Consider the following 18271-nt stretch of genomic DNA (forward strand, 5'->3'; position numbering starts at 1 on the left):
GTCGCCAAGATCATCGAGTAATTTATTCGATTGATCAGGAAAAAGGGGCTGAGCGTTCAGCCCCTTTTTCTGTTTAGGTCGCAAATGTCGCTCAACCCTGTCAATGGCAATGCTGTTGACAGGGTTGGGTATTATGCATACAATGCGGCTCCTTTTTTTGAAGGTCGGCTAACTAGTAGCTGCTACGAGTGGAGTTTGGTGCATCATGCAAAGCCAAAAAATTCGAATCCGGTTGAAGGCGTTTGATTATCGCCTGATCGACCAGTCCACGCAGGAGATTGTCGATACCGCCAAGCGGACCGGCGCTCAGGTGCGTGGTCCCATTCCTCTGCCGACGCGGAAGGAAAAGTACACGGTATTGATCTCTCCGCACGTCAACAAAGACGCGCGTGATCAGTATGAAATTCGTACGCATAAGCGTTTGCTCGACATTGTTGAGCCGACGGAAAAGACAGTAGATGCTCTGATGAAACTGGACCTGGCAGCAGGTGTAGACGTTCAGATCAGCCTCGGCTAATACCGCCCGGTATTAGTCTGTGTAACTGTCATAGGCCATAGAGGGTGCAAGCCCCGTACACTTAAGAGGTGAAACATGGCAATTGGTGTTGTCGGTCGTAAGGCCGGTATGACCCGTATTTTTACGGATGAAGGGCAGGCGCTGCCTGTCACGGTAATTGAGGTTGAGCCCAACCGCATTACCCAACTCAAGACCCTCGAAAGCGACGGCTACCGTGCAGTGCAGGTAACCGTAGGTTCTCGTCGTTCCTCCCGTGTAAACAAGGCGGCTGCCGGGCACTTTGCGAAAGCAGGTGTTGAAGCTGGTCGTGGCGTTTGGGAATTCCGTCTGGCTGATGGCGAAGGTGAAGACCTGGCCGCCGGTGGCGAGCTGACCGTTTCCGTGTTTGAAGACGGTCAGGTGGTTGACGCAGTAGGTCAGTCCAAGGGTAAGGGTTTCCAGGGCGGTGTTAAGCGCTGGAACTTCTCCATGCAGGACGCTACTCACGGTAACTCCCTGTCTCATCGTGCTCCGGGTTCCATTGGTCAGAACCAGACTCCGGGTAAGGTGTTCAAGGGCAAGAAGATGGCCGGTCAGATGGGTAATGCGCAGGTTACTGTGCAGAACCTGAAAATCGTCCGTGTCGATGCCGAGCGCAACCTGCTGCTGGTAAGTGGTGCCGTACCTGGCGCAACTGGCGGCGACGTTGTCATCAAGCCTGCAGTTAAAGCCTGAGGAGCGGTGCGATGGAATTGACAATTACTGGTAGCGGCAAGGGGATTTCTGTTTCCGACGCTGCGTTTGCCAAAGATTTTAACGAAGCTCTGGTGCATCAGGTGGTTACTGCTTACATGGCAGCTGGCCGTCAGGGTACCAAGGCCCAGAAGACACGTTCCGAAGTCAGTGGTGGTGGCAAGAAGCCATGGCGTCAGAAGGGTACTGGTCGTGCCCGTGCTGGTACCATTCGTAGCCCGATCTGGCGTTCAGGCGGCGTAACCTTTGCTGCCAAGCCCCGTGACTTCGAGCAAAAGGTTAACCGCAAGATGTACCGTGCGGCGATGCGTTCCATTTTCTCCGAGCTGGTACGCCAGGAGCGTCTGGTTGTGGTTGACGACATGAATGTCGATACACCCAAGACCAAGGCCTTCACTGCCAAGCTGAGCGATCTGGGTGTGTCCAACGCCCTGATCCTGTCTGAGAATGTTGAGCAGAATCTGCACCTGGCTTCCCGCAACGTTCCTCATGTGGACGTTCGCGATGTGGCAGGTCTGGATCCGGTCAGCCTGGTTGCCTTCGAGAAAGTCGTGGTGACTGTTCCCGCTCTGAAGAAGATCGAGGAGATGCTGGGATGAATCAGGAACGTATTTACAAGGTCCTGTTAGGGCCGCACGTATCAGAAAAAGCGTCTCTGGCGGCAGAGCGTGGTCAGGTGGTGTTTCGTGTAGCGCCTGATGCGACCAAGCCCGAGATCAAGAAAGCCGTTGAGCAACTGTTCAACGTCACCGTCGAAGGTGTTCAGGTTCTGAACCGTAAGGGTAAGCTCAAGCGCACTATCCGCGGGTTCGGCAAGCGTAATGACATTCGTAAGGCTTACGTCAAGCTGGCAGAAGGTCAGGACATCGATTTTCTGGATGTGGAATAAGGTAAAGGGGTCGTAATATGCCGATCGTCAAAACCAAGCCAACATCTGCCGGACGCCGTCACGTTGTAAAACTTTACAACCCGGATCTGCACAAAGGACGTCCTTACGAGCCGTTGGTAGAAACAAAGAGTAAGTCTGGTGGCCGTAACAATGTTGGCCGCATTACTACTCGTCACATTGGTGGTGGTCATAAGCAGCACTACCGTGTTATCGACTTCAAGCGGACCAAAGATGGTATCCCGGCGGTCATCGAGCGCCTGGAATACGATCCTAACCGCTCTGCGCACATTGCGCTGGTCAAATATGCCGATGGCGAGCGTCGTTACATTATCGCTCCCAAAGGTATGAAGGCTGGTGATCCTGTGCGCTCCGGCGTCGACGCGCCGATCAAGGTGGGCTCCACGTTGCCGCTCCGGAACATTCCGGTCGGTTCCGTAATCCACTGCGTCGAACTCAAGCCTGGCAAAGGTGCACAGCTGGCTCGCTCTGCGGGCGCATCCGTACAGCTGGTTGCTCGGGAAGGGGCGTATGCCACCATCCGCCTGCGTTCAGGTGAAATGCGTAAGGTGCTTGTAGATTGCCGTGCCACTCTGGGCGAAGTGTCCAACAGTGAGCATAGCCTCAAGCAGCTTGGTAAAGCGGGTGCATCACGTTGGCGCGGCAAACGGCCAACAGTACGTGGTGTTGCTATGAACCCAGTTGACCACCCGCATGGTGGTGGTGAAGGGCGTACCTCTGGCGGACGTCACCCGGTTACTCCGTGGGGTGTTCCGACCAAAGGGCATAAGACTCGTAAGAACAAGCGTACTGACAAGATGATAGTACGTCGTCGTTCGGCCAAGTAAACGACTACATAGAGGTAATTGCTGTGCCACGTTCTTTGAAGAAAGGTCCTTTTATAGACCTGCATCTGTTGAAGAAGGTCGAGGCAGCTCTGGAAGCAAATGACAAGCGGCCCATTAAAACCTGGTCCCGCCGGTCAACAGTCTTCCCGGAGATGGTAGGCCTGACCATTGCAGTCCACAACGGCAAGCAGCACGTGCCGGTTTATGTCACCGAAGATATGGTTGGACATAAGCTGGGTGAGTTCGCGGCAACGCGTACTTATCGTGGTCATGCGGCCGACAAGAAAGCTAAACGCTGATTCTGAGGTAATAGAAATGGAAGTAGCAGCCAAGTACAAGGGCGCTCGCCTCTCAGCTCAGAAAGCACGTCTTGTCGCTGACCAAGTACGCGGCAAGGCTGTTGAGGACGCCCTGAACATTCTGACTTTCAGCCCTAAGAAGGCAGCGGTTGTGATCAAGAAAGCTCTTGAATCCGCCATTGCCAACGCTGAGCACAACGAAGGTCTGGACGTAGATGATCTGCGGGTTTCCACCGTGATGGTGGATGAGGGCCCAACGCTCAAGCGAATCAAAGCTCGAGCCAAGGGGCGCGCTGACCGTATTTTCAAGCGCACCTGTCATATCACCGTCAAGGTCGCCGACAAGTAGGAGATGCTCAGATGGGTCATAAAGTAAATCCAACCGGCATTCGCCTGGGTGTGATCAAAGAGCACAACTCAGTGTGGTACGCCGACAAAAAGGACTACGCGAAGAATCTTCTGAATGATATTCAGGTTCGCGAATTCCTGGACAAGCGCCTGGTTAAGGCGTCTGTCAGCAAGATCGTGATCGAGCGCCCTGCTCAGAACGCCCGGATCACGATCCATACCGCCCGCCCCGGTATTGTTATCGGTAAGAAGGGTGAAGATGTTGACCGTCTGCGTCGCGAAGTCAGCGACATGATGGGTGTGCCTGTGCACATCAACATCGAAGAAGTCCGCAAGCCGGACCTGGATGCCCGCCTGGTAGCGCAAAACGTTGCCGGCCAGCTGGAGCGTCGTGTGATGTTCCGTCGCGCTATGAAGCGTGCGGTTCAAAACGCCATGCGTCAGGGAGCCAAGGGTATCAAGATTCAGGTTGGCGGTCGTCTTGGGGGTGCTGAAATCGCACGTTCCGAGTGGTATCGCGAAGGTCGTGTACCTCTGCACACACTGCGTGCAGATATTGATTATGCAACCTATGAAGCGCACACCACTTACGGCGTTATCGGCGTAAAGGTATGGATCTTCAAAGGTGAGATTCTTGGTGGTATGGAGCAGGTCCGTGCTGACAAGAAAGCCTCTGGGAAGAAAGGTTCTAAGTAAAGGGGCACTCTTATGCTGCAACCAAAACGCACCAAATTCCGCAAGGTAATGAAAGGCCGTAACACCGGTCTTGCTCAGCGCGCAAACAAGGTGAGCTTCGGTGAATACGGATTGAAGGCGACCAGCCGTGGGCGTATAACTGCGCGCCAGATTGAGGCAGCGCGTCGTACCATGACTCGCCGCATCAAGCGGGGCGGTAAGATCTGGATCCGGGTATTCCCGGATAAGCCGATCACCGGTAAGCCGCTGGAAGTACGTATGGGTAAAGGTAAAGGTTCTGTCGAGTATTGGGTGGCTGAGATTCAGCCAGGCCGCATGTTGTACGAGATGGAAGGTGTCGCGGAAGAAATCGCACGCGAAGCTTTCACTCTGGCTGCCGCCAAACTGCCGGTACAGACCACCTTTGTTAAGAGGACGGTGATGTGATGAAAGCAACAGAGCTGCGTGAAAAGTCAGTCGAGGAGCTGAACAAAGAGCTGATCGACCTCCTGAAGGAGCAGTTCAACCTGCGCATGCGCAAGGCGACAGGTCAGCTGAATCAGTCTCACCTTCTCGGCAAGGTGAAGCGCGATATCGCTCGCGTGAAAACAGTATTGAACGAAAAGGCAGGACAGTGACATGACCGAAGCTACCCAAACTGCCAGAACTCTGAGCGGCAAGGTCGTGAGCAACAAGATGGACAAGTCCATCGTGGTCCTGGTTGAGCGTCAGGTTAAACACCCGCTGTACGGTAAGTACATGAAGCGTTCAACCAAGATTCATGCACACGATGAAAGCAATCAGTGCAACATTGGTGACACCGTAACCATCCAGGAAACCCGTCCGGTCTCCAAGACCAAGAGCTGGGCCCTGGTGGAAGTTACCGAACGCGCTGCCAAGGTGTAATTCGCCCGGAGAACAACCATGATTCAGACTCAAACAATGCTTGAAGTCGCGGATAACAGTGGTGCACGTCAGGTTATGTGCATCAAGGTCCTGGGCGGATCTCACCGGCGTTATGCAACCGTTGGGGATATCATCAAGGTAACCGTCAAGGAAGCCATCCCCCGCGGCAAGGTGAAAAAAGGCCAGGTCCTGAAGGCTGTTGTAGTACGTACCCGTAAGGGTGTGCGTCGTCCGGACGGTTCTCTGATCCGTTTTGACGGTAACGCGGCGGTACTTCTGAACAATCAGGACGCTCCCATTGGTACCCGTATCTTCGGACCGGTTACCCGTGAACTGCGTAACGAGAAGTTCATGAAGATTATCTCACTGGCACCCGAAGTACTTTAAAGGACCAGAGGCCGGTTATGAAAAAGATCAAACGAGATGACGAAGTAATCGTCACCACGGGGAAAGACAAAGACAAACGTGGTAAAGTCCTGAAAGTTCTGGACGACGGTCGCGTGCTTGTTTCTGGCATCAATATGATGAAGAAGCACACAAAGCCGAACCCGATGCTTGGCACCCCGGGCGGTATCGTCGAAAAAGAAGCGCCTATCCAGGCTTCCAACGTGGCTATTTTTAATCCGCAGACCGGCAAAGCCGATCGTGTTGGCTTCCAGATCAAGGAAGACGGCACCAAAGTGCGGATCTTCAAGTCCACGAACGAAGCTGTCGATAACCAGTAAGCGGTGGTGGTTACGATGCTTAACATGAAAGAGCAGTACACTAAGGAAGTGGTACCCGCCCTGCAGAAAGAGTTCGGTTACAAGAACGTGATGCAGGTGCCGCGTATCGAGAAAATCACCCTGAACATGGGTGTTGGCGAAGCGGTTGGTGACAAGAAACTGATTGAAAATGCCGTGGCAGATCTTGAGCGCCTGGCAGGTCAAAAAGTGGTTGTTACCAAAGCGCGTAAATCCGTCGCGGGCTTCAAAATCCGTGAAGGTTGGCCGATTGGCTGTAAAGTGACCCTGCGCGGTGAGCGCATGTGGGATTTCTTTGATCGTCTGGTACACATTGCGGTTCCCCGCATTCGTGACTTCCGCGGTCTGAACCCGAAATCCTTCGACGGTCGCGGTAACTACAGCATGGGTGTGCGTGAGCAGATCATCTTCCCGGAGATCGAGTACGACAAAGTCGACAAGATCCGCGGGTTGGATATCACCATCACCACCACTGCCGGTACCGACGACGAAGGTCGCGAACTGTTGAAAGCCTTTGGCTTTCCGTTCAAGAAATAAGGAACGAGTGACATGGCGAAGGTTTCAATGAAAAACCGTGAGCAAAAGCGCGAAAAACTGGTAGCAAAGTATGCTGCCAAGCGCGCCGAGCTCAAGGCGATTATCAAAAACCCGAATACCAGCGATGATGACCGTTGGGATGCACAGATGAAGCTCCAGCAGCTTCCGCGTGATTCATCTCCTTCGCGTCTTCGGAATCGTTGCCAGGTGACTGGTCGTCCCCACGGCGTTCTGCGCAAGTTCGAGCTGTCACGGATCAAACTCCGTGAATACGGCATGCGCGGTGACGTTCCGGGCCTGACCAAGGCAAGCTGGTAAGATAGGCCGCCTGACTTCGGTCAGGTGCCTGTTGGTAAGCGGTGCGGCAAGCCGCTGCACAACTAAAAAGATCAGGAGCCTCATACCAATGAGTATGCAAGACACGCTTGCGGATATGTTTACCCGTATCCGTAATGCCCAGATGGCGTCAAAAGCTGACGTAACGATGCCATCTTCAAAAATGAAGGTCTCAGTAGCCCAGGTCCTCAAGGACGAAGGCTACGTAGCAGATTTTTCTGTTTCAGCTGACGCGAAGCCCGAGCTGACCATCACTCTGAAATACTTCGGCGGCAAGCCGGTTATTGAGGAGATTCAGCGGGTCAGCCGTCCGAGTCTGCGCCAGTACAAAGGCGCCGGGGAACTGCCGAAAGTAGCCGGTGGTCTGGGAGTCGCGATTGTCTCAACGTCCAAGGGCGTTATGACAGACCGCGCCGCACGAGCTGCAGGCGTGGGTGGCGAAGTCATCTGCACCGTATTCTAGGAGATACACATGTCCAGGGTTGCCAATAATCCTGTCGTGCTGCCTTCCGGTGTTGAGGTTAAGCTGAACGGACAGGAAATCAATGTGAAGGGTTCCAAAGGAGCGCTTCAGTTCACCATTCACCAGGCGGTTGAAGTAAAGCAGGAAGAAAACGTCCTGCGTTTTGCGGCCCGCGATGGTGCAAAACAGTCCCGCGCTCTTGCTGGTACTACTCGTGCGCTGGTTAACAATATGGTTACCGGCGTATCCACAGGCTGGGAGCGTAAGCTGCAGCTGACGGGCGTAGGTTACCGTGCGCAGGCGCAAGGTAAGAAGCTCAACCTGACACTGGGTTTTTCCCACCCGGTCGAGTATGAGCTGCCCGAGGGTGTTACCGCTGAAACTCCGTCCAATACGGAAGTTGTGATTCGCGGTATCGACAAGCAACAGGTTGGCCAGGTCGCTGCGGAAATCCGCGCGTTCCGTCCGCCCGAGCCGTATAAGGGCAAGGGTGTGCGTTATGCGGATGAGCAGGTCAGACGCAAAGAAGCCAAGAAGAAATAAGGCGGGACTATGAGCGCAAATAACGAAAGACTGCGTCGCGCGCGCAAAGTGCGCATGAAGATCCGTGAGCTGGGTACTGACCGTTTGTGCGTGCACCGTACACCGCGTCATATGTACGCCCAGGTTACGACTGCAGATGGCAGCAAAGTGCTTGCCACTGCCTCCACGTTGGATAAGGAGCTGCGCCAGGGTGCAACCGGTAACGTGGACGCTGCCAAGAAGGTCGGTCAGCTGATTGCTGAGCGCGCCAAGGCAGCAGGCATTGAGAAGGTCGCTTTTGACCGCTCAGGTTACCGTTATCACGGTCGTGTTCAGGCTCTTGCCGACGCTGCCCGTGAAGCTGGCTTGCAATTCTAAGAGGTGGAGAAGATGAGCGTTAACGAACAGAAGGCGCCTGAGCTCCAGGAGAAGCTGGTTCAGGTCAATCGCGTCGCCAAGGTAGTTAAAGGCGGCCGTATCTTTGCCTTCACTGCACTGACTGTAGTGGGTGATGGTAAAGGTCGCGTTGGTTTCGGTCGTGGCAAGGCCCGGGAAGTTCCGGTTGCCATCCAGAAGGCCATGGAAGCTGCACGCAAAAACATGGTAGACGTAGCGTTGGACGGCACTACCCTGCAGTACCCGGTTCGGGCGCAGCACGGTGGTTCCAAGGTCTACATGCAGCCTGCTTCTGAGGGTACCGGTATCATTGCCGGCGGTGCGATGCGCGCCGTACTCGAGGTGGCCGGTGTGCAGAACGTACTGTCCAAGTGTTACGGGTCCACCAACCCGGTGAACGTAGTACGTTCCACCATCAAGGGTCTGCAGGCCATGAAGGCGCCTGAAGACGTTGCAGCCAAGCGCGGTAAATCCGTGGAAGATATTCTGGGTTGAAGTCATGGCGAACGCAAAAACGATCAAAGTAACTCTGACCCGCAGCCCGATCGGCTGTCAGCCCAAGCACAAGCTGTGCGTCAAGGGCCTGGGTCTTCGTAAAATCGGTCACACCGTGGAAGTGGAAGACACTCCTTCCATTCGCGGCATGATCAACCGGGTAAATTACCTGGTTCGGGTTGAGGAGAACTAAGATGCGTCTGAACGAACTTGCTCCGGAACCCGGTTCACGTCCGTCCGCCAAGCGTGTCGGCCGTGGTATCGGTAGCGGTCTCGGCAAAACCGGCGGTCGTGGTCATAAAGGTCTGAAATCCCGTTCCGGTGGCTCCGTTGCCCCTGGTTTCGAGGGTGGTCAGCAGCCTTTGGCCCGTCGTCTGCCTAAGTTCGGTTTCACCTCGCGTCAGCAGCGTTACGTGGCGGAAATCCGCCTGAACGAGCTGGCCAAGGTTGAAGGCGACGTAGTGGATCTGGCGGCCCTGAAAAAGGCTGACATCATTCGCGAAGAAATTCGCGAGGCCAAGGTTATCCTGTCCGGCGAGCTGGACCGTGCGGTAACCGTGAAAGGCCTTCGAGTCACCAAGGGCGCACGCGAAGCGATTACCGCCGCGGGTGGTAAAGTCGAAGACTAAGACGAGTCGAGGACTAAATGGCCAAGACAGCATCATTGCCTGCGGGCGCCGGAAAAGGATTTGCAGAGCTGCGCTCGCGGCTCTGGTTCGTGTTTCTGGCGCTGCTGGTGTACCGGATCGGTGCCCACATTCCGGTTCCCGGTATCAACCCGGATCGGCTGGCGGCACTGTTTGATCAGAACCAGGGAACCATCCTGAGTCTGTTCAACATGTTCTCCGGTGGTGCGCTTGAGCGCATGAGTATCTTCGCACTCGGTATCATGCCGTACATTTCGGCTTCTATTATCATGCAGCTCATGACTGCGGTTAGTCCGCAGCTTGAGCAGCTGAAGAAAGAAGGCGAGGCTGGTCGTCGCAAGATCAGCCAGTATACGCGGTATGGTACGGTTATCCTGGCCCTGGTTCAGGGCTTTGGTATTTCTGTGGGTCTGGCATCACAGGGCGTTACCTTTAATGACAGCTTCAGCTTCCACTTTGTGGCGGTTGTGTCTTTTGTCTGCGGTGCGGTCTTCATGATGTGGCTCGGTGAGCAGATCACCGAAAGAGGTATTGGTAACGGTATTTCGCTGCTGATCTTCGCGGGTATTGTTGCCGGTCTTCCTGGCGCCATTGGCCAGACTCTGGAGCAGGCTCGTAACGGTGAAATGAGCTTGCTGGTTGTTCTCGGAATTGGTGTTCTGGCGATTGCTGTTGTCGGTTTCGTGGTCTTCATGGAGCGTGGGCAGCGTCGTTTGACCATCAACTATGCCAAACGGCAGCAAGGGCGGCGGGTATTTGCCCAGCAGTCCAGCCACCTGCCGCTGAAGGTGAATATGGCCGGCGTCATTCCGCCGATCTTCGCCTCTTCGATTCTTCTGTTCCCGGCTTCTCTGGGGCAGTGGTTCGGTCAGGGCGAAGGCATGGAGTGGCTGAGCGATATCTCTCAGGCATTGGCACCGAGCCAGCCGTTGTATATTATCCTGTTCGCAGCAGCAGTTATCTTCTTCTGCTACTTCTATACAGCGCTGATGTACAACCCCAAGGAAGTTGCGGATAACCTCAAGCGTTCCGGCGCGTTTATCCCCGGTATTCGTCCCGGCGAACAGACGGCCAAGTACATCGATGGTGTGCTGACCCGTTTGACTCTGTTCGGTGCTATGTATATTGCAGCAGTGTCCCTGTTCCCTCAGTTCCTGATGGTGGCCGGGAATGTGCCTTTCTATCTTGGGGGCACCTCTCTGCTGATTGTTGTAGTCGTGGTGATGGATTTCATGGCTCAGGTTCAGTCGCACCTGATGTCTCACCAGTATGAATCGCTGATGAAGAAATCCAATCTCAAGGGCTATGGACGGAACGGCTGAACAAGCCGTTCCCCTTGAAAACTGGAGTCGACAATGAAAGTACGCGCTTCGGTAAAGAAAATTTGCCGTAACTGCAAAGTAATTCGACGCAATGGCTCAGTTCGAGTCATCTGCTCGGAGCCTCGTCACAAGCAGCGCCAGGGCTGATCCGTTTCGGATAAGCGCTGACATTGTAAAAGGGGTTCGGAATAGTGGCGCTTGACTCACAGGTGGGTCAGGCGCTATTATTTCGCGCCCTTTTTGTGGCGGAAAATTCACACAGCAAAGCTTTGAACGCGGAGTAATTTGGATGGCACGTATAGCCGGTGTCAATATACCCGATAACAAACATGCTGTTATCTCGCTGACCTACATCTTCGGTGTTGGCAAGACAACAGCCCAGAAGCTTTGCGATGCAACCGGCGTTAAGCCGGACGCCAAGGTCAAAGACCTGAGCGACGAGCAACTTGAAGCACTTCGTACTGAAGTGGGCAAGTTTACCGTCGAAGGCGATCTGCGTCGTGAAGTACAGATGAACATCAAGCGTTTGAAGGATCTCGGTTGCTTCCGTGGTCTGCGTCATCGTCATGGCCTTCCGGTCCGTGGCCAGCGCACCAAGACCAACGCCCGCACCCGTAAAGGTCCTCGCAAACCTATTCGTAAGTAACAGGTAGGCAAACATGGCAAAGCCAGGTACACGTACCCGTAAAAAGGTGAAAAAGACGGTTGTTGATGGCGTCGCGCACATTCACGCGTCCTTCAACAACACCATCGTGACCATTTCGGACCGTCAGGGCAACGTCCTGTCCTGGGCCACTTCTGGTGGTTCCGGTTTCCGCGGCTCACGTAAGAGTACACCTTTTGCTGCGCAGGTAGCAGCTGAAAGAGCCGGTAATGCGGCTGCTGAATACGGCCTTAAAAACCTGGACGTAGAGGTTAAGGGTCCTGGGCCCGGACGTGAATCTGCAGTTCGCGCGCTGAATGCGTGTGGCTACAAGATCACCAACATCACTGATGTGACGCCGATTCCCCACAACGGCTGTCGTCCGCCCAAGAAGCGCCGCGTCTAACACAGGAGACAGTGAAATATGGCTCGTTATATAGGCCCGAAGTGCAAGCTGTCTCGTCGTGAAGGGACAGATCTTTTTCTGAAGAGCGGCGTTCGCGCGCTCGATTCCAAGTGCAACATCGAGACTCCGCCGGGTATGCACGGCGCGCGTCGCGGTCGTCTGTCCGAGTACGGCGTTCAGCTTCGTGAAAAACAGAAAGTCCGTCGTATCTACGGCGTTCTTGAGAAGCAGTTCCGCAACTATTACAAAGAGGCCGCCCGAGGCAAAGGTGCAACTGGTGAAAACCTGCTGCAGCTGCTGGAAGGCCGTCTCGATAACGTTGTATATCGCATGGGCTTTGGTTCTACCCGTGCAGAAGCCCGTCAGCTCGTCTCTCACAAGGCGATCCTGGTCAATGATAAGCCGGTTAACATCCCGTCCTATCAGGTCAAGCCGGGCGACGTTGTGAGCGTGCGCGAAAAGGCCAAGAATCAGCTGCGTGTTAAAGGCGCGCTGGATCTGGCTTCAAGCCGTGCACCGGTAAGCTGGGTAGAGGTTGACGCCAACAAGATGTCCGGCGTTTACAAGTCAGTACCTGAGCGTACTGAACTGCCGGCCGACATCAACGAGAACCTCATCGTCGAGCTTTACTCCAAGTAAAGCCCAGTTAGCAACGATAGCAGATAGGGGCGTCTATGCAGCGTTCAGTACATGAGTTATTGACACCTCGTACCATTGACGTGAAAGAATCCAGCGCTACGCGCGCCAAGGTGACCCTGGAACCGCTCGAACGCGGTTTCGGGCACACCCTGGGCAGCGCGCTGCGTCGTATTCTTCTGTCTTCGATGCCGGGCTGCGCCGTGACTGAAGCACAGATCGACGGTGTCCTGCACGAGTACAGTGCCATTGAAGGTGTCCAGGAAGACGTCATCGAGATTCTGCTGAATCTCAAGGGCGTTGCCGTAAAGATGAACGGCCGTGACGATGCTGAGCTGACCCTCAGCAAGAAAGGTCCGGGCGTGGTGACTGCCGGCGATATCAAGCTGGACCACGATGTGGAAATCGCTAACCCGGAGCACGTGATCTGTCACTTGAGCGAAAACGGCGAAGTGAACATGCGCTTGCGCGTGGCACGGGGCCGTGGCTACGAGCCGGCTGATCAGCGTGGTCTGGACGAGGACGAAACTCGTGCCATCGGACGCTTGCAGCTGGATGCAACGTTCAGCCCGGTTCGTCGTGTGGCCTATGCCGTCGAGAGCGCTCGGGTTGAGCAGCGTACAGACCTGGACAAGCTGGTTATTGATCTGGAGACCAACGGTACCATCGATCCGGAAGAAGCAATTCGCCGGGCCGCTACCATTCTCCAGCAGCAGCTGGCTGTGTTCGTCGATTTCGATCATGAGAAAGAGCCTGAGCGTGTAGAGGAAGAGGAAGAAATCGATCCGATTCTGCTGCGCCCGGTTGATGATCTGGAGTTGACTGTGCGTTCAGCTAACTGCTTGAAGGCTGAAAACATTTACTATATCGGCGATCTGATCCAGCGCACGGAAGTGGAGCTGCTGAAGACGCCTAATCTTGGCAAAAAGTCGCTGACCGAGATCAAGGACGTTCTTGCGTCCCGTGGTCTGTCTTTGGGTATGCGTCTTGATAACTGGCCGCCGGCAAGCCTTCGTGGTGATGACCGGGTTCTGGGCGGTTGATCGCCGATTAGTTTAAGGTAAGGAATCAGAGCAATGCGTCATCGTAAGAGTGGTCGTAAGTTCAACAGGACCAGTGCGCATCGCAAGGCCATGTTCCGTAACATGACTGCGTCACTGGTTGAGCACGAGCTGATCAAAACGACGCTCCCGAAAGCCAAAGAGCTGCGTCGGGTAGCTGAGCCGTTGATCACGCTCGCAAAGAATGATTCGGTAGCAAATCGTCGTCTGGCGTTCTCTCGCCTGCGTAACGATGCTGCGGTAGCCAAGCTGTTTGATGAGCTGGGCCCCCGTTACAGCGAGCGTCCGGGTGGTTATCTTCGTATTCTGAAGTGCGGTTTCCGCGCTGGCGATAATGCCCCGATGGCATTCGTTGAGCTGGTCGGCCGTCCTCTGGACATCGAAGCTGAAGAGATGGACGACGAAGAGTAAGTTCTTCTGAGTCCAAAAAAAACCGGGTTCCGCAAGGTTCCCGGTTTTTTTGTGCCCGTCGCTCGGGCGGGCTATTTGGTGAGCATCGGTTTGAGGTAACGTCCGGTGTGCGAAGCCGGATTGGCGGCCACTTCCTCGGGCGTTCCTTCAGCAATAATCTGTCCGCCACCGGACCCACCTTCCGGGCCGAGGTCGACAATCCAGTCTGCGGTCTTGATGACGTCCAGGTTGTGCTCGATGACAACGATGGTATTGCCGTGATCGCGCAAGCGCTCCAGCACGTTCAAAAGTTGCTGGATATCGTAGAAGTGCAGGCCGGTCGTGGGCTCGTCCAGAATGTACAGGGTTTTGCCTGTGTCCCGTTTGGACAATTCCTTAGCCAGCTTGACCCGCTGTGCTTCGCCCCCCGAGAGGGTCACTGCGCTCTGGCCCAAACGAATGTAAGACAGGCCCACGTCGATCAGCGTTTGCAGTTTTCTGGCAATGAAGGGGACTGCGTCGAAAAACTCCCGGCCCTCCTCAACGGTCATTTCCAGAACTTCGTGAATGTTTTTGCCTTTATACCGAACCTCGAGGGTCTCCCGGTTGTAGCGTTTGCCTTTACAGATGTCGCAGGGCACGTAGACGTCTGGCAGGAAGTGCATTTCGACTTTGATGACACCATCGCCCTGGCAGGCCTCGCACCGGCCGCCCTTCACGTTGAAGGAGAAGCGGCCAGGTTTGTAACCGCGTGAACGTGCCTCCTGAGTGCCGGCGAAGAGTTCCCGGATGGGGGTAAACAGGCCGGTGTAAGTGGCAGGGTTAGACCTGGGTGTCCGTCCGATAGGGCTCTGGTCAATGTCGATCACCTTGTCGAGCTGATCAAGTCCTTTCAGGCTCTTGTAGGGCGCATGATTGAGGCTCGTCGCTTTGTTCAGTTTGGCGGCCGCGACCGGATAGAGGGTGCTGTTGATCAGAGTGGATTTGCCTGAGCCCGATACCCCGGTAACGCAGGTCATCACGCCCAGCGGCAGCGTGAGCGTTACGTCTTGAAGATTGTTGCCAGAGGCGCCGGTCAGTACCAGCTTCTTGCCGTTACCCTTGTTTCGCTCAGAAGGTACCGAGATCTCCTTCTCGCCACTGAGGTACTGGCCAGTCATTGAAGCCGGGTTGGCGATAATCTCTTTCGGGGTTCCCCGTGCGACAATCTCTCCGCCGTGGACGCCAGCGCCGGGGCCAATGTCAATAACGTAGTCGGCAGCCCGGATAGCATCTTCGTCGTGTTCCACCACAATCACCGTATTGCCAAGGTCCCGGAGGTGGGTGAGGGTGGCAAGCAGTCGGTCGTTGTCCCGCTGGTGCAGGCCAATGGACGGCTCGTCCAGAATGTACATCACGCCCACCAGGCCTGCGCCTATCTGGCTGGCCAGCCTGATGCGCTGGGCTTCGCCGCCTGAGAGGGTGTCTGCGCTGCGTTCCAGGGTGAGGTATTCGAGGCCCACGTTGACCAGAAATTGCAGGCGCTCCCGTACCTCTTTCAGGATTTTTTCGGCGATCTCACCTTTACGCCCGGGCAATGCCAGAGTGCTGAAGTAGCGATGGGCATCACCCACGGGCAGGTGGGTTATTTCCGGAAGGTTTCGCTCTTCGATAAAGACGTGACGGGCACTGCGACGCAGGCGCGAACCGCCGCAGTCTTTACAGGGCTGTGTACTCAGGTTGCGAGCCAGTTCCTCACGCATGCTCTGGGATTCCGTCTCGCGGTAACGGCGTTCCAGGTTAGGCAGTATTCCCTCGAATGGGTGCGCTTTTTCCATGATATGGCCGCGAGAGTTCACATAGCGAAAGGGAATGTCCTCGTCGCCGGAGCCATACAGGAGCACCTCCTGGAAGTTTTCGGGCAGCTCTTCCCAAGGCGTTTCCAGGTCAATGCCGTAGTGTTCGGCAACACTGGTCAGCATCTGGAAGTAATACACGGCACGACGGTCCCAGCCCTTGATGGCTCCTGATGCCAGGGTCGCTTCCGGGCTCTGGATCACCTTTTCGGCATCAAAGAACTGGCGCACCCCCAGGCCGTCGCAGGTGGGGCAGGCGCCGGCCGGGTTGTTGAACGAAAACAGGCGAGGTTCCAGTTCGCTCAGGGAGTAGCCGCATTGGGTGCAGGCATAGCGCGCCGAGAAGGTGTGTTCCTCGCCTTCTCCACTCATGGGCGCCACCAGAGCAATGCCGTCGGCCAGCTCCAGGGCGGTTTCGAAGCTCTCGGCCAATCGTTGCTCCAGCCCCTCCTTGACTTTGAATCGATCGACCACAACGTCAATCTGGTGCTTGCGCTTCTTGTCCAGGGCAGGAACGTCGTCTATGTCGTATACCGCTCCGTCCACTCTCAGGCGGATGAAGCCCTGGCTGCGCATGGTGTCGATCACCTGCAGATGCTCACCTTTGCGATCCCGGATCACCGGCGCCAATATCATCAGCTTGCTGCCTTCCGGCATGGCGAGAACCTGGTCAACCATCTGGCTCACGGTCTGGGCTTCCAGCGGCTGGCCGTGATCAGGACAGCGGGGTTCACCAGCGCGAGCGAAAAGCAGTCTCAGATAGTCATAGATCTCGGTGATGGTCCCCACGGTAGAGCGGGGGTTGTGAGACGTGGATTTCTGCTCGATGGAGATGGCTGGCGACAAGCCTTCAATGTGATCCACATCGGGCTTTTCCATCATCGAGAGGAATTGCCGTGCGTAGGTGGACAGCGACTCGACATACCGGCGCTGGCCCTCGGCATAGAGCGTATCGAACGCCAATGAGGACTTGCCGGAGCCGGACAGACCGGTAATGACGATCAGTTTGTCCCTTGGCATATCCAGGTCGATGTTTTTCAGGTTGTGGGTGCGCGCGCCCTTGATCTGGATATGGTCCATAACACCTCGCTTGGTAAAAACTGCCAGTATATCGGTTTCGGGTCGTTCCGGCTAAGTGCGGAACGACCCGCTCTGCGGGTGTCCCGTCGCCGGGGTGGTTCTGGTACAATGCGCCGCCTGCGGTTACCGGCCGCTCACCATTCATTCAAACCGCACGGGTAGGCATGAACGCGCTCGAAAAACGCTCAGTTGTGGCTCTGGCTTCGGTTTACGCCATGCGTATGCTGGGCCTGTTTATGGTCATGCCCGTGTTTGTGCTGCTGGGTACGGACCTGCAGGGTGCGACGCCGGCGCTATTGGGCCTGGCGATTGGCGCTTACGGCCTGAGTCAGGCGCTGCTTCAGATCCCCTTCGGCCTGTTGTCGGATCGGGTTGGCCGCAAGAAGATGATCTACCTGGGGCTTATTCTGTTTGCCAGCGGGAGCCTGCTGGCCGCGTCGACCGACTCAATATACGTTGTGATCGCCGGTCGGATTCTTCAAGGTGCCGGTGCCATCGCCAGTGTACTGATGGCACTGCTGTCAGATCTCACCCGGGAGGAAGAGCGAACCAAGGCCATGGCCACGGTGGGTATTTCCATCGGCCTGTCGTTTTCGGTATCGCTGGTGCTGGGCCCGTTGCTGGGCGCGGCCTGGGGCTTGTCGGGCATTTTCTACGTGACGGCCGTGATGGCTCTATTGGCCCTTGTTGTGGTCGCCAGGGTGGTGCCTACACCGCATACCCATAAAGTCAGCGCCGATACCCATCCTGCCCGTGAAATGGTCGGGCGCGTTCTGGCCGATGGCCGTCTGCTCCGGCTCGACTTCGGAATCTTTGTGCTGCATCTTGTTCTGACAGCCCTGTTCCTGGTATTCCCGACCATGCTTCAGGATCAGTTGGGCCTGGCCAGCAGCTCCCACTGGTGGTTCTATTTGAGTGTGATGGTGCTTTCTTTCTTGGCCATGGTGCCCTTTATCATCATTGGCGAAAAGAAACGCAAAATGAAGCCGATACTATGCATGGCCATTGCCTTGCTAACAGCGGCAACGGCAACGCTGACCCAGGTAAATGCCAGCCTCTGGGCGGCCTGGGGTGTGCTATTTTTCTTCTTTATGGCGTTCAATCTTCTGGAAGCCAGTCTGCCTTCGTTAATCAGTAAAGAGGCTCCCGCTGCCAGTAAGGGAACGGCCATGGGGGTTTATTCCACCTCCCAGTTTTTTGGTGCTTTTCTGGGCGGGGCCCTGGGAGGGTACCTGCTGCAGAATACCGGCGTTGAGGGGGTGCTCTGGTTGATGGCCGGCTGCCTCCTGGTGTGGCTGCTGGCAGCGTTAACCATGCCGGCCCCGAGTTACACGACCAGCCTGGTTGTGGAGCTGAGAGATGCGCTGGAAAATACCTTCGATGAGGTAGACCGCCAGCTACGGAAGCTGCCGGGCGTGCAGGATGTTGTGATTGTTGAGGATGCATCCACAGCCTACCTGAAGGTGGACCGTCAGCATTTTCGGGAAGATCAGCTTGCGGACTTTGACTTTGTCCGGCAGGGTAAGAGTTCTTAAACACAGGATGCTG

The 18271-nt window shown here is 55.6% G+C and carries 30 protein-coding genes; 29 read left to right on the forward strand and 1 reads right to left on the reverse strand.

Annotated features, from left to right (window positions below; translation table 11 throughout):
• Positions 1-205: 205 nt before the first annotated feature.
• The 28 genes from rpsJ (at position 206) to rplQ (ending at position 13829) form a co-directional block, all read left to right on the forward strand.
• Positions 206-517: a 30S ribosomal protein S10 gene (gene rpsJ / locus Q675_RS25465; RefSeq protein ID WP_004580743.1), complete on the forward strand. Its 312-nt coding sequence runs from the start codon at positions 206-208 to the stop codon at positions 515-517.
• Positions 518-592: 75 nt separating this feature from the next.
• Positions 593-1231, forward strand: coding sequence for a 50S ribosomal protein L3 (rplC, locus tag Q675_RS25470; RefSeq protein WP_011784246.1), 639 nt, complete (start codon positions 593-595; stop codon positions 1229-1231).
• Positions 1232-1242: 11 nt separating this feature from the next.
• The gene (gene rplD / locus Q675_RS25475; protein WP_011784247.1) at positions 1243-1848 is read left to right on the forward strand and encodes a 50S ribosomal protein L4; all 606 of its coding nucleotides are present in this window, start codon (positions 1243-1245) and stop codon (positions 1846-1848) included.
• The gene (gene rplW, locus Q675_RS25480; protein WP_008174862.1) at positions 1845-2138 is read left to right on the forward strand and encodes a 50S ribosomal protein L23; all 294 of its coding nucleotides are present in this window, start codon (positions 1845-1847) and stop codon (positions 2136-2138) included. The genes rplD and rplW overlap by 4 nt, the downstream gene beginning before the upstream one ends.
• Before the next feature lie 17 nt (positions 2139-2155).
• On the forward strand, positions 2156-2983 hold the full coding sequence (gene rplB, locus Q675_RS25485) for a 50S ribosomal protein L2 (protein WP_011784248.1): 828 nt from the start codon (positions 2156-2158) through the stop codon (positions 2981-2983).
• Between the two features lie 23 nt (positions 2984-3006).
• The gene (rpsS, locus tag Q675_RS25490) at positions 3007-3282 is read left to right on the forward strand and encodes a 30S ribosomal protein S19 (protein WP_007154011.1); all 276 of its coding nucleotides are present in this window, start codon (positions 3007-3009) and stop codon (positions 3280-3282) included.
• Between the two features lie 16 nt (positions 3283-3298).
• Positions 3299-3631 carry a 50S ribosomal protein L22 gene (gene rplV, locus Q675_RS25495; protein WP_008940674.1) on the forward strand — a complete coding sequence of 111 codons (333 nt, stop codon included), beginning with the start codon at positions 3299-3301 and terminating at the stop codon, positions 3629-3631.
• An 11-nt stretch (positions 3632-3642) separates the two neighbouring features.
• Positions 3643-4326: a 30S ribosomal protein S3 gene (gene rpsC / locus Q675_RS25500; RefSeq protein ID WP_011784249.1), complete on the forward strand. Its 684-nt coding sequence runs from the start codon at positions 3643-3645 to the stop codon at positions 4324-4326.
• Between the two features lie 12 nt (positions 4327-4338).
• Entirely contained in the window at positions 4339-4752 is a 414-nt protein-coding gene (gene rplP, locus Q675_RS25505) for a 50S ribosomal protein L16 (protein ID WP_011784250.1), read from the forward strand.
• A complete protein-coding gene (gene rpmC / locus Q675_RS25510; protein ID WP_008174877.1) occupies positions 4752-4943 on the forward strand; it encodes a 50S ribosomal protein L29 in 192 nt (63 codons plus the stop codon). Before rplP ends, rpmC begins: the two co-directional genes overlap by 1 nt.
• Position 4944: 1 nt before the next feature.
• Positions 4945-5211 (forward strand): 30S ribosomal protein S17, encoded by a 267-nt coding sequence (gene rpsQ, locus Q675_RS25515; protein WP_011784251.1) that lies wholly within the window; start codon positions 4945-4947, stop codon positions 5209-5211.
• Positions 5212-5229: 18 nt separating this feature from the next.
• Positions 5230-5598 (forward strand): 50S ribosomal protein L14, encoded by a 369-nt coding sequence (gene rplN, locus Q675_RS25520; RefSeq protein ID WP_011784252.1) that lies wholly within the window; start codon positions 5230-5232, stop codon positions 5596-5598.
• A 17-nt stretch (positions 5599-5615) separates the two neighbouring features.
• On the forward strand, positions 5616-5936 hold the full coding sequence (gene rplX / locus Q675_RS25525) for a 50S ribosomal protein L24 (protein WP_011784253.1): 321 nt from the start codon (positions 5616-5618) through the stop codon (positions 5934-5936).
• A 15-nt stretch (positions 5937-5951) separates the two neighbouring features.
• Positions 5952-6491, forward strand: coding sequence for a 50S ribosomal protein L5 (rplE, locus tag Q675_RS25530; protein WP_011784254.1), 540 nt, complete (start codon positions 5952-5954; stop codon positions 6489-6491).
• A gap of 12 nt (positions 6492-6503) precedes the next feature.
• A complete protein-coding gene (rpsN, locus tag Q675_RS25535) occupies positions 6504-6809 on the forward strand; it encodes a 30S ribosomal protein S14 (protein WP_011784255.1) in 306 nt (101 codons plus the stop codon).
• A gap of 88 nt (positions 6810-6897) precedes the next feature.
• Complete coding sequence (gene rpsH, locus Q675_RS25540) at positions 6898-7290, forward strand: 30S ribosomal protein S8 (RefSeq protein WP_023010931.1); 393 nt, start codon at positions 6898-6900, stop codon at positions 7288-7290.
• Between the two features lie 9 nt (positions 7291-7299).
• Positions 7300-7833 carry a 50S ribosomal protein L6 gene (rplF, locus tag Q675_RS25545; protein WP_011784257.1) on the forward strand — a complete coding sequence of 178 codons (534 nt, stop codon included), beginning with the start codon at positions 7300-7302 and terminating at the stop codon, positions 7831-7833.
• 9 nt (positions 7834-7842) lie between these two features.
• Positions 7843-8190 carry a 50S ribosomal protein L18 gene (gene rplR / locus Q675_RS25550; RefSeq protein ID WP_011784258.1) on the forward strand — a complete coding sequence of 116 codons (348 nt, stop codon included), beginning with the start codon at positions 7843-7845 and terminating at the stop codon, positions 8188-8190.
• Between the two features lie 12 nt (positions 8191-8202).
• Positions 8203-8703, forward strand: coding sequence for a 30S ribosomal protein S5 (rpsE, locus tag Q675_RS25555; protein WP_023010932.1), 501 nt, complete (start codon positions 8203-8205; stop codon positions 8701-8703).
• A gap of 4 nt (positions 8704-8707) precedes the next feature.
• The gene (gene rpmD, locus Q675_RS25560; protein ID WP_008174894.1) at positions 8708-8896 is read left to right on the forward strand and encodes a 50S ribosomal protein L30; all 189 of its coding nucleotides are present in this window, start codon (positions 8708-8710) and stop codon (positions 8894-8896) included.
• Between the two features lies 1 nt (position 8897).
• Positions 8898-9332: a 50S ribosomal protein L15 gene (gene rplO / locus Q675_RS25565; protein WP_011784260.1), complete on the forward strand. Its 435-nt coding sequence runs from the start codon at positions 8898-8900 to the stop codon at positions 9330-9332.
• 17 nt (positions 9333-9349) lie between these two features.
• Positions 9350-10672, forward strand: coding sequence for a preprotein translocase subunit SecY (gene secY, locus Q675_RS25570; RefSeq protein ID WP_011784261.1), 1323 nt, complete (start codon positions 9350-9352; stop codon positions 10670-10672).
• 33 nt (positions 10673-10705) lie between these two features.
• Entirely contained in the window at positions 10706-10819 is a 114-nt protein-coding gene (gene rpmJ / locus Q675_RS37845) for a 50S ribosomal protein L36 (RefSeq protein ID WP_008174902.1), read from the forward strand.
• Positions 10820-10961: 142 nt separating this feature from the next.
• A complete protein-coding gene (gene rpsM, locus Q675_RS25575; protein WP_011784262.1) occupies positions 10962-11318 on the forward strand; it encodes a 30S ribosomal protein S13 in 357 nt (118 codons plus the stop codon).
• A gap of 13 nt (positions 11319-11331) precedes the next feature.
• Complete coding sequence (gene rpsK / locus Q675_RS25580) at positions 11332-11721, forward strand: 30S ribosomal protein S11 (RefSeq protein WP_007153992.1); 390 nt, start codon at positions 11332-11334, stop codon at positions 11719-11721.
• Between the two features lie 18 nt (positions 11722-11739).
• A complete protein-coding gene (rpsD, locus tag Q675_RS25585) occupies positions 11740-12360 on the forward strand; it encodes a 30S ribosomal protein S4 (protein ID WP_014420494.1) in 621 nt (206 codons plus the stop codon).
• 35 nt (positions 12361-12395) lie between these two features.
• Entirely contained in the window at positions 12396-13400 is a 1005-nt protein-coding gene (locus Q675_RS25590) for a DNA-directed RNA polymerase subunit alpha (protein ID WP_008174911.1), read from the forward strand.
• A gap of 33 nt (positions 13401-13433) precedes the next feature.
• The gene (gene rplQ, locus Q675_RS25595; RefSeq protein WP_023007570.1) at positions 13434-13829 is read left to right on the forward strand and encodes a 50S ribosomal protein L17; all 396 of its coding nucleotides are present in this window, start codon (positions 13434-13436) and stop codon (positions 13827-13829) included.
• Positions 13830-13900: 71 nt separating this feature from the next.
• On the opposite strand, the gene uvrA is transcribed toward rplQ, so the two are convergent.
• On the reverse strand, positions 13901-16723 hold the full coding sequence (gene uvrA, locus Q675_RS25600; RefSeq protein WP_023010933.1) for an excinuclease ABC subunit UvrA: 2823 nt from the start codon (positions 16721-16723) through the stop codon (positions 13901-13903).
• 164 nt (positions 16724-16887) lie between these two features.
• Here uvrA and Q675_RS25605 point away from each other — a divergent pair, with 164 nt between their 5' ends.
• Positions 16888-18258, forward strand: coding sequence for an MFS transporter (locus Q675_RS25605; RefSeq protein WP_023010934.1), 1371 nt, complete (start codon positions 16888-16890; stop codon positions 18256-18258).
• Positions 18259-18271: the final 13 nt, after the last annotated feature.

This window comes from Marinobacter sp. EN3 (genome assembly GCF_000475315.1).
Classification (GTDB): domain Bacteria; phylum Pseudomonadota; class Gammaproteobacteria; order Pseudomonadales; family Oleiphilaceae; genus Marinobacter; species Marinobacter nauticus.

Bases quoted from the DNA above. Each gene is read 5' to 3' on its own strand.
- rplB (WP_011784248.1), top strand. From the start codon at position 2,156: ATGCCGATCGTCAAAACCAAGCCAACATCTGCCGGACGCCGTCACGTT.
- rplW (WP_008174862.1), top strand. From the start codon at position 1,845: ATGAATCAGGAACGTATTTACAAGGTCCTGTTAGGGCCGCACGTATCA.
- rpsH (WP_023010931.1), top strand. From the start codon at position 6,898: ATGAGTATGCAAGACACGCTTGCGGATATGTTTACCCGTATCCGTAAT.
- rplD (WP_011784247.1), top strand. From the start codon at position 1,243: ATGGAATTGACAATTACTGGTAGCGGCAAGGGGATTTCTGTTTCCGAC.
- Q675_RS25605 (WP_023010934.1), top strand. From the start codon at position 16,888: ATGAACGCGCTCGAAAAACGCTCAGTTGTGGCTCTGGCTTCGGTTTAC.
- rplN (WP_011784252.1), top strand. From the start codon at position 5,230: ATGATTCAGACTCAAACAATGCTTGAAGTCGCGGATAACAGTGGTGCA.
- rpsN (WP_011784255.1), top strand. From the start codon at position 6,504: ATGGCGAAGGTTTCAATGAAAAACCGTGAGCAAAAGCGCGAAAAACTG.
- rpsD (WP_014420494.1), top strand. From the start codon at position 11,740: ATGGCTCGTTATATAGGCCCGAAGTGCAAGCTGTCTCGTCGTGAAGGG.
- rplE (WP_011784254.1), top strand. From the start codon at position 5,952: ATGCTTAACATGAAAGAGCAGTACACTAAGGAAGTGGTACCCGCCCTG.
- Q675_RS25590 (WP_008174911.1), top strand. From the start codon at position 12,396: ATGCAGCGTTCAGTACATGAGTTATTGACACCTCGTACCATTGACGTG.
- rplV (WP_008940674.1), top strand. From the start codon at position 3,299: ATGGAAGTAGCAGCCAAGTACAAGGGCGCTCGCCTCTCAGCTCAGAAA.
- rplR (WP_011784258.1), top strand. From the start codon at position 7,843: ATGAGCGCAAATAACGAAAGACTGCGTCGCGCGCGCAAAGTGCGCATG.
- rplC (WP_011784246.1), top strand. From the start codon at position 593: ATGGCAATTGGTGTTGTCGGTCGTAAGGCCGGTATGACCCGTATTTTT.
- rpmJ (WP_008174902.1), top strand. From the start codon at position 10,706: ATGAAAGTACGCGCTTCGGTAAAGAAAATTTGCCGTAACTGCAAAGTA.
- rplF (WP_011784257.1), top strand. From the start codon at position 7,300: ATGTCCAGGGTTGCCAATAATCCTGTCGTGCTGCCTTCCGGTGTTGAG.
- rpsJ (WP_004580743.1), top strand. From the start codon at position 206: ATGCAAAGCCAAAAAATTCGAATCCGGTTGAAGGCGTTTGATTATCGC.
- rpsK (WP_007153992.1), top strand. From the start codon at position 11,332: ATGGCAAAGCCAGGTACACGTACCCGTAAAAAGGTGAAAAAGACGGTT.
- rpsM (WP_011784262.1), top strand. From the start codon at position 10,962: ATGGCACGTATAGCCGGTGTCAATATACCCGATAACAAACATGCTGTT.
- secY (WP_011784261.1), top strand. From the start codon at position 9,350: ATGGCCAAGACAGCATCATTGCCTGCGGGCGCCGGAAAAGGATTTGCA.
- rpsQ (WP_011784251.1), top strand. From the start codon at position 4,945: ATGACCGAAGCTACCCAAACTGCCAGAACTCTGAGCGGCAAGGTCGTG.
- uvrA (WP_023010933.1), bottom strand. From the start codon at position 16,723: ATGGACCATATCCAGATCAAGGGCGCGCGCACCCACAACCTGAAAAAC.
- rplQ (WP_023007570.1), top strand. From the start codon at position 13,434: ATGCGTCATCGTAAGAGTGGTCGTAAGTTCAACAGGACCAGTGCGCAT.
- rplO (WP_011784260.1), top strand. From the start codon at position 8,898: ATGCGTCTGAACGAACTTGCTCCGGAACCCGGTTCACGTCCGTCCGCC.
- rplP (WP_011784250.1), top strand. From the start codon at position 4,339: ATGCTGCAACCAAAACGCACCAAATTCCGCAAGGTAATGAAAGGCCGT.
- rplX (WP_011784253.1), top strand. From the start codon at position 5,616: ATGAAAAAGATCAAACGAGATGACGAAGTAATCGTCACCACGGGGAAA.
- rpmC (WP_008174877.1), top strand. From the start codon at position 4,752: ATGAAAGCAACAGAGCTGCGTGAAAAGTCAGTCGAGGAGCTGAACAAA.
- rpsE (WP_023010932.1), top strand. From the start codon at position 8,203: ATGAGCGTTAACGAACAGAAGGCGCCTGAGCTCCAGGAGAAGCTGGTT.
- rpsC (WP_011784249.1), top strand. From the start codon at position 3,643: ATGGGTCATAAAGTAAATCCAACCGGCATTCGCCTGGGTGTGATCAAA.
- rpmD (WP_008174894.1), top strand. From the start codon at position 8,708: ATGGCGAACGCAAAAACGATCAAAGTAACTCTGACCCGCAGCCCGATC.